Origin of the sequence: Marinobacter sp. (assembly GCF_046484525.1) — a bacterium.
Taxonomy (GTDB): domain Bacteria; phylum Pseudomonadota; class Gammaproteobacteria; order Pseudomonadales; family Oleiphilaceae; genus Marinobacter.
This window is the reverse complement of the sequence record NZ_JAWOIS010000030.1, coordinates 19386-36126: the sequence shown is the minus strand read 5'-3', so window position 1 is coordinate 36126 and position 16741 is coordinate 19386. Positions and strand designations below refer to the sequence as shown.

Genomic DNA, 16741 nt, shown 5'->3' with positions numbered 1-16741 from the left:
CGCGAAGACCCATACTCGAAAGGGGCGCTATTCTATGCTAAAAAAGCGCCAAAGAAAACAGGGAAACCCGCTGTTTCCCTGTTTTCCATGTAAGGCTTTTTACATACGGCCAAACGGGGGCATTCCGCCACCGCCGCCGGGCGGCATCATGCCACCCATGCCACGCATCATGTTGGCCATTCCGCCTTTCTTACCAAACTTTTTCATCATCTTCGACATCTGCTTGTGCTGCTTGAGCAGACGGTTCACATCCTGGATCTGCGTACCCGAGCCCGCCGCAATCCGACGCTTGCGGGAGTTGTTGATGACATCCGGGTAGCGGCGCTCCTTCCGCGTCATCGAGCAGATGATCGCCTCCATCTGGCCCAGCGACTTGTCATTGACCTGCTGCTGGGCCATCTGGGCCACCTGCCCCATACCCGGCAGCTTGTCGAGCAGACCGCCGATGCCGCCCATGCTCTTCATCTGCTGCAGCTGATCCCGGAAATCCTCGAGATCAAACCCTTTGCCCTTCTTGATCTTCTTGGTCAGCTTCTGGGCCTTCTTCTGGTCCAGCTTGCGTTCGGCCTCTTCAATTAGCGACAGCACATCGCCCATACCGAGAATCCGGGAGGCCACCCGATCCGGATAGAACGGTTCCAGGGCATCGGATTTCTCACCGACACCGAGGAACTTGATCGGCTTGCCGGTAATATGGCGGACCGACAGGGCAGCACCACCCCGGGCATCACCATCGGTCTTGGTCAGTACGACACCGGTCAGCGGCAAGGCATCGTTGAAAGCCTTGGCGGTGTTGGCGGCATCCTGACCGGTCATGGAGTCGACCACAAACAGGGTCTCGACCGGCTTGACCGCGCGATGCAGGCGACCGATCTCGTCCATCATCTGATCATCAACGTGCAGACGACCGGCGGTATCGAGAATGACTACATCTATATGCTTCTTGCGCGCCGCGCCGATGGCACCCTCGGCAATATCCACCGGATCCTGGTCCGCAGTGCTTGGAAAGAACTCGACACCCACCTCGCCGGCCAGGGTCTCCAGCTGCTTGATCGCGGCCGGACGATAGATATCGGCACTGACCACCATCACGGATTTTTTATGGCGCTCTTTAAGGAAGCGGGAGAGTTTGGCCACCGTTGTGGTCTTACCCGCACCCTGCAAGCCCGCCATCATGATCACGGCAGGCGGCTGAACCGAGAGGTTGAGGGACTCGTTGCCCTCGCCCATCACCCGTTCGAGTTCCTGCTGGACAACCTTGACGAAGACCTGACCCGGGGTCAGGCTGCGCTGGACTTCCTGACCAACCGCCCGCTTGCGCACTCCCTCCACGAAGTCCTTGACCACTGGGAGAGCAACGTCCGCCTCGAGCAAGGCCATGCGCACTTCGCGCAGGGTATCCTTGATATTGTCATCGGTCAGTCGCGCCTGACCGGTAATTTTGCGCAAACTGCCGGAAAGCCGGTCCTGGAGATTTTCAAACATGCGTCTCTTCCGTACCCCGGAAATAAAATGTATACCGAATCAAGGAGCCAGACGTGCCTCCTTGATTCCTGTTGCATAATCGCGACATTATAACCAGACTATCGCCCTGAAACGACCAACCCGGTCAAATCGGCTGACGACCAGCCGTTTATCCAGCCAGCAAAGCAGTAATAAGGAAGTCATGGGAACGCTGATTCTCGCGGTCACCTCTCTCTTTTTATACAGCGTTGGTACCGCGCTGCAGGCGCTCCATTTTCGTGGTCGGGTGCAAAGCAACCTCACCATCACCACTCTTGTCGGGATGCTGGCCCTTACCAGCCATGGTTTGCTGATTGCCCAGACGGTACACCAGGACGGCGGCTTTGACCTCAGCTTCTTCAAAAGCTCACTGCTGATTTCCTGGCTGATTGCCTTCCTTTTATTGGGACTGAATCTGAGAAAACCAGTCCAGAACCTGTTCCTCGGAGTGTACCCGCTCGCCGCGTTAACCATTATCATGGCCCTTATCACCCACACTCCTTCCCGGCTGGTTTCCGAAAACAGCTACGGCATGCTCTCGCACATCGCATTATCCGTGACAGCCTACAGCCTGTTTACGCTGGCCGCCATCCAGGCCATCCTGCTGTACTTCCAGAACCGCCAGCTCAAACACAATTACAACAGCCTTCTGATTCGCAACCTGCCGCCCCTGCAAACCATGGAGTCACTGTTGTTCGAGATGGTCTGGGCCGGAGTCGTGCTGCTGGTTCTGGCGATTGTTACCGGCGCACTGTTCATCGAGGACCTCTTTGCCCAGGACCTCGCCCACAAGACGGTATTTTCCCTTCTGTCACTGCTGGTCTTCGTGGCTCTGCTGATCGGCCGGTACACCCAGGGTTGGCGGGGCATGACTGCCAGCCGCTGGACACTGGCCGGCTGCATTCTCCTGATGTTGGCTTTCTATGGCAGCAAATTCGTCCTTGAACTGGTGTTCCACCGCGGGGGTTGAAAGGCCAGCCGGCTCCATCCGCTTGACACCTGACCGGAACAAAACCTATTTTCCCAACTTGTCAGTAAAATAAGGACTTTTTCCTTTGAACGAAACATCGCTTTCCGCGCTGTTTATCCTCCTTGTTGCCCTCATCTGCCTGTCGGCCTTCTTCTCGAGCTCCGAGACCGGCATGATGTCGCTGAACCGGTACCGCCTGAAGCACATGGCGAAGACCGGCCACAAAGGCGCCAGACGCGCTCAGGGCCTGCTCCAGCGAACCGACCAGTTGATCGGCGTCATCCTCATCGGCAACAACTTCGTTAACATACTGGCGTCCTCCATCGCCACGGTTATTGCCATCCGGATCTGGGGGGATGCGGGTATTGCCATAGCGACCCTGCTGCTGACCATCGTCATCCTTATTTTTGCCGAGGTGACCCCGAAAACCCTGGCCGCCCTGTTCCCCGAAAAAATCGCTTTTCCGGCCAGCTACGTGCTTGGCCCGTTGCTGAAGCTGCTCTATCCCATTGTCTGGGCCGTCAACCTATTCACCGGCCTGATCCTCACGCTGCTCAAAGTATCTCCGGAGGACGCCGCCTCCGAACATCTCAGCCGTGAAGAACTCAGAACCCTCGTCAACGAGGCCGGCGCCCTGATCCCGGCCAAGCACAAGGACATGCTGGTCAGCATCCTAGATCTGGAAAAGGTAACCGTGAACGACATCATGGTACCCCGGAATGAAGTGGTCGGTGTCGACCTGGACGATGATACCGACACCATCCTCCGGCAGCTCAGAAGCAGCCAGCATACCCGGCTGCCGGTCTTCAAAGGAGACATCAACAACATTCAGGGCATCCTGCACCTGCGCAGCGCTTCCAAGCTGGTACAGCAGGACGAGATCAACAAGGCGATGATCATGCAGCTTTGCCAGGAGCCCTACTTCATCCCCGAGAGTACGCCGCTGAACACGCAACTGATCAACTTTCAGACAGGCAAGCGCCGCTTCGGTATCGTCGTCGACGAATACGGGGATGTGCTCGGTCTGGCAACACTGGAAGACATCCTTGAGGAAATCGTCGGGGAATTCACCACCGACTATGCCGCCACCAGCCCGGACATCATTCCCCAGGACGATGGCACCTTTATTATCGATGGTACGACAGCGATCCGGACAATCAACAAGACTCTGGGCTGGAAACTGCCCACGGACGGGCCGAAAACCCTCAATGGCCTGATCACTGAAACCCTCGAAAACATCCCCGACACCAACGTGTGCCTGAAAGTGGATGGCCACCGGGTGGAAGTGCTCCAGATCAAGGACAACGTGGTCAAAGCGGCTATCGTGCACCCCCGCAAGCGGAAGAAGCGCTCGCTGCACCTCGGCAGTCGCTGATTTTTTTGACAAGGCTCTCAGGATGACGTTTATTCATGTTAATCTACGGCGAATTGCGGTAAATTTAATCAATAACGAGAACACATGGAGTTCCAGCTCGGTCATGTATCCGGTTAAGGCGTAGACAGGAGAAGGCCATGAATAAGCAGTCCGGCATACATTACCTCCGCGACCCCAAGCAAGCAGCCAGCAGCAAACCGGTTCCTGCAGAGGTTACGCGTATTCGTGACACGGTGGTCGCCGGACTGGGCGATCTGCTGCAGGGAGCCTTTGACGCCGTCGACGACTCCCTGTTCGAACTGGCCAACAACGCCCGCAGTAACAACGAGCAGAATCGCTACTTCGAGGCGATGCGGGAAATCCGCATCAAACGCAAGGGCGTGGAGCGCCAGTTCCAGAATTCTGTCGCCGGATTGTTTGCCCATCCCCCTCGCGCCGGCCAGACCCAGGGGGAAACCCCTGCTTACAGTACCAGTGCCGATACGCTGTCGCTGGTCGGTGATGAGGACCTGGAAGAGCAGGTTGCACTCAACGCCATGATCGGCAAGGCCAAGGCTCACTTCCAGGGGCCACTCCTTCAGCTTCAAGCCCGCTTCAGCCAGGTCTACCCCGATGCCAGCGATGAATCACCGGTCAACCCGATGGCTCCGGAACACCTTTGCGGCGCCTTCACCGATGCCATCCAGGCACTGGAAATCCAGATCCGGGAACGACTGATCCTGCTCAAGCAGTTCGACCGCTACGTGGTTTCAAACCTGGGCATGCTCCTGGACGAAGCCAACCGCATCCTGATCCAGGCCGGCGTCATTCCTAATTTCCGCTACCAAGGGAAATCCGGCCAACAGGTCGATAAAAAAGCCACCCAGGCGTCAACCTCGACCTCCCAGGCGACAGCAGAAAGCTCCAGCACAACCGGTGCAGCGGCATCGGGAGAGGCCAGCCCCGTTTTCGAGCAGATCCGGCAGATGCTGGCCATGCAACGGGCAAACGCCGGCATTCCTCCCCGTTCTTCCGATACGCAGATCCGGGTTGTCGGCCACGCTGAGCTGACCAGTCTTCTGAGTGCCGTGCCGCTTGCCGATTCCTATTCACCGGATCGCGACCTGAGCGAGGGCGAACCGGTTATCGTGGACCTCCGCGCCATCGTCGAGCAACTGCTGGCCAGGACGGAACCGAAGGACGGCCGCAAGCCCGCCCTTAACGAGGTAGACGAGGATCTCATCAACCTCGTTTCGATGCTGTTCGAATTCATTCTGGACGACTACAACCTTTCCGCACCGGTCCAGGTGCTGATCAGTCGCCTGCAGATTCCGATCCTGAAAGTGGTTATCCGGGACAAATCATTCTTCAGCCAGGCGTCCCACCCGGCCAGGAAATTGCTCAACTCGCTGGCTCGGGCCGGCATTGGCTGGAGCAAGAGCGACGAAAAGGCCAAGGACAAGCTCTACAACCAGATCCACGAGACAGTCCAGAGAATTCTCAATGAATTTGACGGTAATATAAGCCTGTTCGACACCCTGAACCGGGAGTTTGAACAATTCCTCGAACGGGAGAACCGCAAGGCGTCCCTGGTCGAGCAGCGCACCCGGGAGTCCGAGCGCGGACGGATCAAATCCCAGCAGGCACAACAGACCGTAGATACCATCCTCAGGAAAAAGCTCGCCAAGCACCGACTGCCGGAAGTCGTGCGCGATCTCCTCGTCCAGGGCTGGAGCCGCTTCATGTTCCTGGCTTACCTGCGGGATGATGTGGAACACCGCTGGCAGGAGTCCGTCAAGGTGGTCGACGACCTGATCTGGTGCCTGCACCCCCATAACGGGGATGACGAACGCGACCAGTGGGTCCGGGTTGTGCCCGGCCTGCTCAAGACTCTGCGTGCCGGCCTAGATGAAGTTTCCTACAACTCGTCGCGACTGGACGAAACCATGGGCCAGCTCAAACACGAACTGGCGGAGGCTTTCCGCACCAATACGGCAGTGGAGGTCATGCAGGAATCTTCCGAGACAACGGGGGAAAACGGGGAAGAAGACGAACTGCCCGGCACCCAGAAGAGCGCAGTGGAACGCCAGCAGGAGCTGGAGGATGCCGCCATCGCGGAATTCGTCACCCAGATCGACAGCATCGAAATCGGTGACTGGGTGGAGTTCCGCCTGGTCAACGGCGCCAGCTTCCGCTGCAAACTCTCGGCCATTATCGAAGAGGCGGATTCGTTCGTCTTCGTGAACCGCATGGGCCTCAAGGTGATCGAGAAGACCCGTCTGGAACTGGCCCACGAGATGCGTCGCGGCCGACTCACCCTGCTGGAACAGGGTGCCCTGATTGACCGGGCACTCGATGCCGTTGTCGGTTCCCTGCGGAGCAAGACCGCCTGACGTCAATGTCAGTGCGAGACCATTCGACAAAAGGGCTACCGGACGGCTACCGGATAGCCTTGGCGCTGTCCATTGCAGTCCTCCTGCACACACTGTTACTTTCCGGGCTCCCGTTCGCGCAACCGGATGCCTCGGAACGCCATCACCGCCTGACGCTTGAGCTGCTGACTCCCGGCTCGACCCAAGCCACGCCGAGCCCGTCGGCGACAAAAGCCGACGCGCAACCCCATGAGCGAAATCCCCGATTCGAAATATCCGAGCTTGCCGCCGGAATACCTTCCGCGCCCACCCCGGTCACCTCGACATCGTCGCCCCGGACTGTCGCCGAACCTTCACAGGGGGAAAACCCACCGGCGTCCGACAAGGCCAGACCCGAACCGGTCAAGCACAACGCCAACCCATCAAAGCCTGCCAGTGTCGCCAGCCAGGCAGGCGAACCCACCCAGACCAGGGAAGAAGCCGAGACCGCGGAGCTGACCCGAATCACCCGATCGCCCACCCAGAAGGATCCCTACCTGATCCGGCTCGCGGCTCATCTGGCCAAGGAACTGGAACGACTTCGGGTACCGGCCGTAGGCCAACTGACAGACACCGCGAGAATGGAAATTGAGCTGCAGCTGATGAGGAATGGAGCCCTGACCCGGGTCAGAGTGGTGAAATCAACGGGGATTCAGACGGTGGACGAAGCAGCCTACCGGGCGGCCCTTGCGGCAAGCCCCTACCCGGAACCGCCTGCGGACATTGAAACAGGGGACCGCTTCGAGGTGGAACTGGTGTTCTCCCCGAAGCGCCTGTAAGTCCTCGGGCGGAAATCAGGCCTCGGCTTGCTTGGCCGCTTCCTTAACCATTTTGGACAGCTCACCGCTTTCGGACATCTCCAGAATGACGTCACAACCACCCACCAGCTCGCCGTTGATATAGAGCTGTGGATACGTGGGCCAGCTGGAGTAGACCTTCAGCGCTTCACGCAGTTCCTGGTTGTCCAGGATGTTGACGAATGCGAAACGCTCACCACAGGCCATCAGTGCCTGCACGGTCTTGGCGGAGAAACCGCATTGTGGAGCCTGTGGGGTGCCCTTCATATACAGAATGATCGGGTTTTCTTCGAGCTGGCTCTTGATGGTTTCATTGATGTCCATGAACATTCACCTCTGATTGAGAACGGAACTGCCCTCGGGCAATCTGCTGCGCTTATTGTACACATGTCCGGGACCGGCCACCAAACACCCGGAAGGGGTAGACAGCGTTGTCATCCCTCCCCCGAAGGGCTAGACTTGATGCCCCGTTTTTTCCGGCACAGCTTTCCACAAACCAGACATCAGGAATCCCGCGAGTCGCGGCTTCATTGAGGTAAGGGCCATTTCATGGCGGCACGACATTTTCTCACACTGAATGACATGTCCACCGGCGAGCTAGAGCAGCTGCTGGACCATGCAAGCAAGCTTCGTAACGAGTGGCGGCAGGGCAAGGTGCGCGATTCTCTGAAAAATCGCGTGTTGGCCATGATCTTCGAGAAGTCCTCCACCCGCACTCGAGTGTCGTTTGAAGCCGGCATGACCCAGCTTGGCGGTTCAGCCCTGTTCTTGTCTCCCCGGGACACCCAGCTCGGGCGTGGCGAACCGATCGAGGACTCTGCAATCGTCATCTCCAGCATGGTCGACGCAGTGATGATCCGCACCTTTGCCCATAAAACCGTCGAGCACTTTGCGGCAGCATCCCGGGCCCCGGTGATCAATGCCCTGACCGATGATTTCCATCCCTGCCAGTTGCTGGCTGACATGCAGACCTACCGCGAGTACCGCGGCAGTATTCGCGGCGCAACCGTGGCCTGGATCGGCGATGGCAACAACATGTGCCATTCCTACATCAACGCCGCCACCCGCTTCGACTTCCACCTGAATGTGGCCTGCCCGGAGGGCTACGAGCCCAACGAAACCCTGATGAAAAAGCACGGGGACCGTGTCACCGTCGTCCGGGATCCGGCCGAAGCCGCCAGAGGTGCCAACCTGCTGGTTACCGACGTCTGGGCCTCCATGGGCCAGGAAGATGAGCAGAAAGCACGGGAGAAGGCATTCCGGGACTACCAGATCAACCCCGGACTGATGGCCGTGGCGGACAAGGATGCCCTGTTCATGCATTGCCTGCCGGCCCATCGCGGCGAGGAGATTTCCGCCGACATGATGGAACATCCCGGGTCAGTGGTCTGGGACGAGGCTGAAAACCGCCTGCATGCCCAGAAGGCTCTGCTCGAGTTCCTTATTCTCAACCGTTTGGACTGATCTATGGGCGTGCCCGCTTCCCCCATCGGGGACTGGTTACTTGAAGTCAACAACCTTTCCTGCGGCTACGGCGCTGACTCCGTGGTCAAGGGCGTCAATTTCGCGCTCAGCCATGGCGATATCGGCTGCCTGCTTGGCCCCAGCGGCTGTGGCAAGAGTACCATCCTGCGGGCACTGGCCGGCTTCCTGCCCCTGAACAGCGGCGAGATTCGTCTGGAATCGCAGACCATCAGCCTTCCCGGTCGCACACTGGCACCGGAGAAGCGCCGGATTGGCATGGTGTTCCAGGACTACGCCCTGTTTCCCCACCTGAGCATCGCGGACAACGTGGGTTTTGGCCTGAAGGACATGGGCAAGGCGGAACGACGCCAGAAAGTCATGGAACTTCTGGAAGTGGTGCATCTGCAGGATCTGGCAAACAGCTACCCCCACGAGCTCTCGGGCGGTCAGCAGCAACGGGTAGCCCTGGCCAGGGCACTGGCACCAGAGCCGACCCTGATCTTGCTGGATGAGCCCTTTTCCAACCTGGATGCGGACCTACGCCGGCGCCTGAGCCTGGATGTACGCGAGATCCTCAAGACCCTCGGCATCAGTGCCATCCTGGTGACCCATGACCAACAGGAAGCCTTTGCCATGTGTGATCAGGTCGCGGTACTGAAAGGTGGCGAACTGCTCCAGTGGGATGTGCCCTACAACCTCTACCACGAGCCGGCGAACCGGTTTGTGGCCAGTTTCGTCGGCCAGGGCGGGTTCATACCGGGCAAGGCCCTCGGGCCCGACACCATCGAGTCGGAGCTGGGTACCATTCACGGCAACCGGGCCTATAAGTGGGAACCGGGCACCCTGGTGGACGTGCTGATCCGGCCTGACGACATCGTCTACGACGAAGCCTCGGACCTGCGCCCGAAAGTGGTGGAGAAGACCTTTGCCGGCACCTCGACCCTGTACCGCTTTCGCTGCTCCGAAGAGACCGAGTTCGAAGCCCTGTTCCGGAGCCATCTGGACTTTCACCTGGGTGAGCAGGTACCGGTCCGGGTCGAGGCCGACCACCTGATTGCCTTCGAGCGCACAGGCTGAGGGTTCTCAGCGGTTACACACCCGGTCAACCGCATCCAGCCAGCCAGCGTAAAGGGACTCCCGCAGTGACGACCTCATGTCGGGACGGAACTGTCGCTCGCACTCCCAGAGACGGGAAATCTCCTGCAGACTGCTGTAGACGCCAGTCTGCAGACCGGCCAGATAAGCGGCTCCAAGTGCCGTTGTTTCGGTAATCCGGGGCCGGTCTACCGTGACATTGAGAATGTCGGCCAGGAACTGCATGACCCAGTCGTTCACCGCCATGCCCCCATCCACCCGCAGGGATTCCAGGTGTGCGCCGTCATTCTGAATGGCCCGCACCAAATCCTTGGTCTGGTAGCACACAGACTGCAATCCCGCTGTCACGATCTCCCCGATGCCGGTATCACGGGTCAGTCCCATAATTGCCCCGCGGGCATGGGGGTCCCAGTGGGGGGCGCCCAGGCCCGTGAACGCCGGAATCAGATAAACTGCGTTCTCCACGCCCACACTCTCGGCATGGGCCAGGGATTCTCCGGCATGACGAATCAGGCCGAGACCGTCCCGCAACCACTGCATTGCGGCCCCGGCCACAAAAATACTGCCCTCCACCGCATATGTCGGCTTACCGTCGAGCCGGTACGACATGGTGGTCAATAGCCGGTTCTCGGACCGCAGCGCCCTGTCCCCGGTATTCAGCATCAGGAAGCAACCCGTACCGTAGGTGCTCTTGGCCATCCCGGGCTCGAAACAGGCCTGGCCAATCAAGGCGGCATGCTGGTCGCCGGCAATGCCCGCTACCTGAAGCTCGGCGCCCAGCCATTCCCTATCAGTTGTGCCGAAGTCCGCAGCGCAGTCCAGCACCTCTGGCAGCAGTTGACGGGGCACGCGGAACAGGTCCAGCAGGGTGTCGTCCCAGCTCTGGGTGTGAATATTGAACAGGGCGGTGCGGCAGGCATTGGTGGCATCGGTGTAATGGGAGCGGCCCCCGGTCAGGTTCCAGAGCAGCCAGCTGTCCACCGTCCCGAAGGCAAGTTCGCCAGCTTCCGCCCGCTGCCGGGCCCCCTCGACATGATCGAGGATCCAGGAGATCTTGGTGGCGGAAAAGTAGGGGTCAATCACCAGGCCTGTCCGCTCCACTACCACATTCTCAAAGCCATCCTCCTTGAGCCTGGTGCACCAGGAGGCAGTCCGGCGATCCTGCCAGACAATGGCGTGGTGGATGGGCTTTCCGGTCGCCCGTTCCCAGATAATCGTAGTCTCGCGCTGGTTGGTGATCCCGATGCCTACAACCTCTGTCGCGTTGATCCCTGCCTTTTCCACGGCGGCGCGGCAGACCGCGAGAGTGCTTTCCCAGATTTCAAGCGCGTCGTGCTCGACCCAGCCGTCACGGGGAAAGTACTGGTGGAACTCCTGCTGGGCCACGCCCACGATGGTGCCGGATGAGTCAAAGACAATAGCGCGCGAACTGGTGGTTCCCTGGTCAATCGCAAGCAGGTATCGGGTCATGGCAAGTCTCCTTTGTTTTCCGCAAGTCTAACAGCAGAAACCATTGAAGGAGAGGCGCGGGAACCGGAAACGGGAGGAAGGACATAAAAAAAGGGCCGGAAAAACCGGCCCTTAAATGACGAATGAAACAAGGAAAGTTCGTAAGAACTACAACCTCAAAAGTCATCCCTTACGCTGTTAATTATCGGCAACCGGATGACAAACGTCAGTTGAGGTTATGTAGCTGCTTTGTTACATCAGGTGAGGCAGTGAGCCCTGGTTCACAAAACAGAATCCGCTGGCTTCCGCCTAGGCCATACCAGGCTGAACCGAGCGCCGCCGAGCTCCCCACTCCGGCTGACAAAGGCCTGGCCACCGTGCCAATAGAGGATGCGACGAACAATGGACAGGCCCAGACCATAGCCGCCAGAGGTACGTGTCCGGCTGTCGTCCAGGCGAGCGAAAGCGGTAAAGACCTTTTCCCAGTCCTCCTCGGGAACACCCGGGCCGTCATCCTCCACATCCACCCGACAGTTGTCCTCATCAATCCGGCAACGAACCAGCACACGGCCACTGGCATAACGCCCGGCATTACCAACCAGGTTCTGGACTGCCCGGTGGAGGTACCTGGGCTCGATGTCGGACAGCGACCAACGCTCGGTATCCTCGTCTATATCACTTTCGATGGTCAGGTTCGGGCGAATCAACTGCTGCTCGGCCACCACCTGACGTACAATCTCAGTCACCGAGTGCTCCCGCAAGGAGAACACCGGCCCGCCCTGCTCCAGTCGGGCGTAGGTGAGAATCTCGTCGATCAGCTCATCCAGCTCCTGAATGTCGCCATCAATGCCCTCCAACTGCTTCTGCAACATGTCCTGATCCTGGCAATCCTCGATCATCTGGACCCCAAAACGGATCCGGGCAACCGGTGTCCGCAGCTCATGGGAGACGGCATGGATCATCTCCCGCTGAACCTGGACCAGACGCTGGATATGCTCCGCCATTCCGTTGAAAGCGGCCGCGAGACGGCTCACCATGGTACCGGCGCCCGCATCCACGCGTGCTCCCATCTCTCCCCGGGCAATCCGGATGGCCACCGATTCCACCTGACGCAGATTGTTGTCCACAGCCTTGATCGCCAGCCACAAAGCCAGCGCCAATACACCGCCAACGAGCATGACCAGAAGCGTGATCACCGGCCACCCGAAGGGCGAGAAGGGACCGGGCAACCCGACGGTCACCAGGGAGCCGTCGCTGAGCCTTAATAATGCATCACGCCGGCCCCCGTGCTCCCGGCCAAACAGCACCACGCCCTGCTCGGCGATCTGCTGTAATACCGGATCGGGGGGCAGCATCCCCGCCTCATCCAGCCAGGTAATGGACACCCCCAGGTGTCCGGAAAGGCGCACCGCGACCTCTTCTCTTCCCGCCCGATCCACCGACTCAAGGTGCCAGCGCACAACCTGGGTCAGAGCCCTGGATACGCCGAGGTAGGGTTCCTCAAAGCGCATCTGAAGGACGGTTCCGGCCGGGGTCTCGATCATCAGCCGGAATCCGATCGGAGCTTCTTCCGCCACGACCTGTCCATAGCCGAGACGCTCACGGACCACCGGCGACAGGTCCATGTCTTCGGGGCGGAGGTTTTTCAGGTCATACCAGGCAGCCAGCCAGTGATACTGCTGCTCCGGGGACGGTGTCGCGGCCAGCCACCGCATCAGCGGCTCGGGAAAGCGCTCCAGCCAGAACTGATGCCGAACCGAATTGAGACCGTTGAAGAGGACAATACACAGGATCACCACCAGTGCGGCAACACCGGCAAGGCGGGCGTAGAGTTTGAGGAAAAGCTTCAGGGACATGTCAGGAATCCTGGCAGACCCCGCCCCTCACCCCTTACTGCCGGGGTGTCGGAGGCGGCAACAGGAACGTCAGGCCTCCTTCACAAACAGGTAGCCTTTGCTGCGAACGGTCTTGATCCGGCGCGGATGGATGGGATCGTCGCCGATTTTCGGACGGATACGGGACACTCGGACGTCAATGGAGCGATCCTGACCATCGTATTCAATGCCGCGGAGGGCGGTAAAGATTTCTTCACGGCTAAGCACGCGACCGGCGTTACTGGCCAGCAGCCAGAGCAGGTCGAATTCAGCACTGGTCAGGTCAATGCTCTGGTCGTTGAGCCAGGCTTCCCGCATGGAGCGATCTACAATCAGGTCATTGAACTGGAGTCGAACGGGCTCCTCGCCAGCCGCTTCGTCAGCGCCACCCTGGCCGGACTCGGTCACCCGTCTCAGCATGGCCCGGATACGGGCCAGCAGGACCCGGGGTTTGACCGGCTTGCTGATGTAGTCGTCGGCGCCCATCTCCAGTCCGAGAACCTGGTCCAGGTCATCGGTACGGGCGGTGAGCATGATAATCGGACCATTATAGAACGGACGTACCTTTCGACAGACCGAGAGACCATCTTCACCGGGCAACATCAGGTCCAGAACTACCAGATCGGGCTGCTCGCCGCGGATCCGTTCAACAGCAGCCGAACCGTTTGCCTCAAGGCTTACAATCAATCCGTTGCTTTCCAGATATTCACGGGTCAGCTCTGCGAGCCGTTCGTCGTCCTCAACAATGAGAATTCGCCAACTTTCGTTCGTCTGTTCCACGCCATCCATCTCTGGTTTTGTTATTCCGGTTTCAGTTGCTTGCAACCCCTGACAATACAGGCAACCTGCTGTAACAGCAATTATACATGCAATTCAGAAATATACATGGAAGCGCCTCGCCGTTACAGCCCGTGACAAATCGGCCTGGGCGGGCTGGCGCCGGTTCGGTTCCTGTCCAAGTCCGAAGTGGCGGAATGGAGCCTGTCAGAACAGGGGCCGCCCCTGGGCTATCTCGTCTTCGGTGGCCTCACGGCGGCCGACAATTTCCAGATCGAAATACAGGGTAAAACCGGCCAGGGGATGGTTGGCATCCACCTTCACCAGATTGCCGTCTATACCGACCACCTGGACTACCTGGGCTTCATCACCGGTATTGGTCTGGAATTTCATGCCAACCTGGAGATTCTCCACACCCTCGAACAAAGAGCGTGGAACCTTGCGCATCAGATCTTCCCGATGTTCGCCATAGGCCATGGAGGGCGGAATGGTGACCTCCAGGCAATCTCCCACATTTCTGTCCTTCACGGCTTCCTGGATGCCCTTGATGATCTCGGGGCTGCCATAGACAAAATGCAAGGGCTCGCTGCCCTCAGAGGTATCGACCAGCTCGCCGGCCTTGTTTTTCAGAACGTAGTGAACGGTAAAGACATCGGGTTTGGTATCGGGTTCTTGCATCAGGTTTCCGAGCTTCCTGTATCCGGTGGTGTTTCAAGCTGCCGCAGGCCATGAATGACCAGTCGCTGGTCCAGCTTTTCCCGCAGACCACGGGGATTTCGCAATCCCATTCGCTCAAGCAGCGGCTGGTAGCGCCCCTCCTCATCACTGGCCCGGGCAGCATGCCAAAGGGTCGCCAGTTTACCACGACGGGTGGCCGTTGCGGCCTTGAGCCCTTTAAGGGCTTTGCCTAACGTCAATTCCTGATCCGTGAAATCCCGGCCGAACGGGAAGGCGGAGAACCGGTCGCCGTTGCCCGCTGCAGCCAGAGCCGCCCGTATGGCCTGCGGTGTGTTATTACACCAGGAGGTCGGCAAACTGAATGACGGATCCACCTTGTGCGCCTTCTGGGCCTGTTTGAGCAGCTCCTGCTGGAACCTGGAGTCGGCGATGCGGATCAGACGCAGGTACACCTGCTCGTCGGACTGGCCCCGGAGATCGGCTATGCCATACTCGGTCACCACGATGTCCCGCAGGTGGCGGGGTATGGTGCAGTGGGCATAGTTGAAGACAATATTGGAGACACTCTTCCCCTTGGAAGTACGGGTCGCTCGCATGGTCAGGATGGAACGGGCTCCGGGCAGCTCATGGGCCATGGCGACAAAGTTGTACTGGCCACCAACTCCACTGACCACACGACCATCATCCAGGCCGTCAGACACCGCCGCGCCGCTGAGCGTGTACATCATGGCCGAGTTCACAAACCGGCCATGCCGGCGCTGTGCCGCTTTCAGCCGCTGTCTGCCAAACGGGTGATCATAGAGATGGTTGATGTAATTGACACTGGTCATGCAGATCCGGTCGCGCTGGTGCTCCGGCATCTCCCGCAAGGACTGATAGAAACTTTCCGGCCCCACGTAGAAACCGCCATGCATGCTGATGCCGCCTTTCAGGCCATCACCCAGCATCAGCGACTCGATCAGCCGACGGGAATCGGGATTGTCCAGGTCACCGTCCACGGATTGCCCGGAGGCCAGTAGGCGCCCGCCTTTGAACTCGACTTCCGGCGCGAAAATTCCCCAGCGGACGAGCCAGTTGACATCCCTGGCCCGGAGCGGGGAGTCAATCAGCTCCGCCTCCCGGAGTGTATCCAGCATGGCGAGGCTCGGAGTGGTACCGATGTCGCCCTGGTTGATCAGCTCCTGCAGACCGGCATGATCAAACACCTGGCGGGACAGGATGCCGGCTTCCAAAAGGTACAGGAAGCCATCCACCATCATCTCACTGCAGCCGTAGACTCCCTCGTCGAAGCGGCCGGTGCCGCCATACACGTTCACCACCGGAAACTTGTCGCCGACCCGGAGATGGTCGAACACTGCTCGCCACTCGTCGTTATGCTTGTGACGCAGAATGGCACTGTAGACAAAGGCGGCGCCCAGTGAGCCGATACCCACCTGAAGGGTTCCGCCATCCTTCAACAGGCAACTGGCATAGAACCCGATCATGTGATCTTCCGGACTGATCGCCATCTGTGGTGCCGAGAACAGGGGATAGTCGGTCGAGGGCTGGTCCAGGACCACGTCGAAATTACTTTCATCAATGGCGGCGTGGTGCCCCATGAATGGCAGGTTGGCGTTCAGTTCAGCCACCAGCGCAACTGGCGTACCGCTGGATTCCAACTCCCGCAGTAGGGGGATGAGATCCAGGGTCAGATCCGGGTTGCAGCTCAGGCTCACCTTGCCCGGCGCACCATGGCTGTTGCCCGGCGACACCATCTGCCCCAATACGTTCACCCCGAGAGCCATAAGATCCCGAATGGCATGGGTGTAGTTGGTACAAACGTAATTCCGTTGCTGGCCCTGATTATTCAGTTGGGCGCCGGCCTTGAAATAGAACTCGGAGACTGTGACATTGGCAGGCAGGCGGTTGCGTGAGACATCCCGGGCAAAGACAAGGTCCGGAATACCACCGTAAAGACGCTCGGCGAACGGGCCCATGAACCGCTGTTCCAGAGAAGAACTCCCCCGCGGCGCCAGCAGGGACAGCGCCGTAAAAATGTGCAACTGGATTTCCGGATCCTGTTTTGCCCGCTCATACAAGGCGTTCACGAAGCGAATCGGCTTGCCCAACCCCAGGGGAAGTCCGAGGGTTATCTCCTTGCCGACCCGGCGAATCACCTCATCTACACAGGCATCTACGTCGTGCAGGCGTTGACTGCTTTCCAACATCACCAAGCTCCTTCTTGTTTTCCGGACCACGACAGGGTTATGGGCAGATAATCACACGGTAGCGCCGCCCAGGCAATGCGCCAGATCAGTAACCAGACTAGTTGGAAAGGGGAAGGTGCGACAGGCAGGGAAGATAAAAACGGGACACGCGGGAATTCAGGA

13 protein-coding genes are annotated in these 16741 nt (G+C 59.1%); 6 read left to right on the top strand and 7 right to left on the bottom strand.

Translation table 11 applies throughout. The features are described from left to right. Positions 1-99: 99 nt before the first annotated feature. Positions 100-1485, bottom strand: a complete 1386-nt coding sequence (ffh, locus tag R6W86_RS06800; RefSeq protein ID WP_410328617.1) for a signal recognition particle protein — start codon at positions 1483-1485, stop codon at positions 100-102. A 181-nt stretch (positions 1486-1666) separates the two neighbouring features. Here ffh and R6W86_RS06795 point away from each other — a divergent pair, with 181 nt between their 5' ends. The 4 genes from R6W86_RS06795 to R6W86_RS06780 all read left to right on the top strand — a co-directional run bounded on the left by R6W86_RS06795 (position 1667) and on the right by R6W86_RS06780 (position 7017). Then, the gene (locus tag R6W86_RS06795; protein WP_410328616.1) at positions 1667-2473 is read left to right on the top strand and encodes an inner membrane protein YpjD; all 807 of its coding nucleotides are present in this window, start codon (positions 1667-1669) and stop codon (positions 2471-2473) included. Positions 2474-2558: 85 nt separating this feature from the next. Next, the gene (locus tag R6W86_RS06790; protein ID WP_410328615.1) at positions 2559-3848 is read left to right on the top strand and encodes an HlyC/CorC family transporter; all 1290 of its coding nucleotides are present in this window, start codon (positions 2559-2561) and stop codon (positions 3846-3848) included. Positions 3849-3985: 137 nt separating this feature from the next. Next, the gene (locus R6W86_RS06785) at positions 3986-6220 is read left to right on the top strand and encodes a DUF1631 domain-containing protein (RefSeq protein ID WP_410328614.1); all 2235 of its coding nucleotides are present in this window, start codon (positions 3986-3988) and stop codon (positions 6218-6220) included. A 5-nt stretch (positions 6221-6225) separates the two neighbouring features. Then, positions 6226-7017 carry a TonB family protein gene (locus R6W86_RS06780; RefSeq protein ID WP_410328613.1) on the top strand — a complete coding sequence of 264 codons (792 nt, stop codon included), beginning with the start codon at positions 6226-6228 and terminating at the stop codon, positions 7015-7017. Positions 7018-7032: 15 nt separating this feature from the next. Here R6W86_RS06780 and grxD read toward each other — a convergent pair whose 3' ends face one another. Continuing rightward, complete coding sequence (gene grxD / locus R6W86_RS06775; RefSeq protein ID WP_410328612.1) at positions 7033-7359, bottom strand: Grx4 family monothiol glutaredoxin; 327 nt, start codon at positions 7357-7359, stop codon at positions 7033-7035. A gap of 225 nt (positions 7360-7584) precedes the next feature. Between grxD and argF the strand changes: the two genes are divergently transcribed. Continuing rightward, positions 7585-8499: an ornithine carbamoyltransferase gene (gene argF, locus R6W86_RS06770; RefSeq protein ID WP_410328611.1), complete on the top strand. Its 915-nt coding sequence runs from the start codon at positions 7585-7587 to the stop codon at positions 8497-8499. Between the two features lie 3 nt (positions 8500-8502). Continuing rightward, positions 8503-9576: an ABC transporter ATP-binding protein gene (locus R6W86_RS06765; protein WP_410328610.1), complete on the top strand. Its 1074-nt coding sequence runs from the start codon at positions 8503-8505 to the stop codon at positions 9574-9576. A 6-nt stretch (positions 9577-9582) separates the two neighbouring features. Here the strand turns inward: R6W86_RS06765 and glpK are convergent, their stop codons facing one another. From glpK to R6W86_RS06740, 5 genes are all read right to left on the bottom strand, one after another. After that, entirely contained in the window at positions 9583-11064 is a 1482-nt protein-coding gene (gene glpK / locus R6W86_RS06760; RefSeq protein ID WP_410328609.1) for a glycerol kinase GlpK, read from the bottom strand. 260 nt (positions 11065-11324) lie between these two features. Then, a complete protein-coding gene (locus tag R6W86_RS06755; RefSeq protein WP_410328608.1) occupies positions 11325-12899 on the bottom strand; it encodes an ATP-binding protein in 1575 nt (524 codons plus the stop codon). A gap of 69 nt (positions 12900-12968) precedes the next feature. Continuing rightward, positions 12969-13706: a response regulator gene (locus R6W86_RS06750; RefSeq protein WP_410328607.1), complete on the bottom strand. Its 738-nt coding sequence runs from the start codon at positions 13704-13706 to the stop codon at positions 12969-12971. A 195-nt stretch (positions 13707-13901) separates the two neighbouring features. Then, the gene (locus R6W86_RS06745) at positions 13902-14372 is read right to left on the bottom strand and encodes a peptidylprolyl isomerase (RefSeq protein WP_410328606.1); all 471 of its coding nucleotides are present in this window, start codon (positions 14370-14372) and stop codon (positions 13902-13904) included. Next, positions 14372-16579 carry an acetyl-CoA hydrolase/transferase C-terminal domain-containing protein gene (locus R6W86_RS06740; protein WP_410328605.1) on the bottom strand — a complete coding sequence of 736 codons (2208 nt, stop codon included), beginning with the start codon at positions 16577-16579 and terminating at the stop codon, positions 14372-14374. The genes R6W86_RS06745 and R6W86_RS06740 overlap by 1 nt, the downstream gene beginning before the upstream one ends. Positions 16580-16741: the final 162 nt, after the last annotated feature.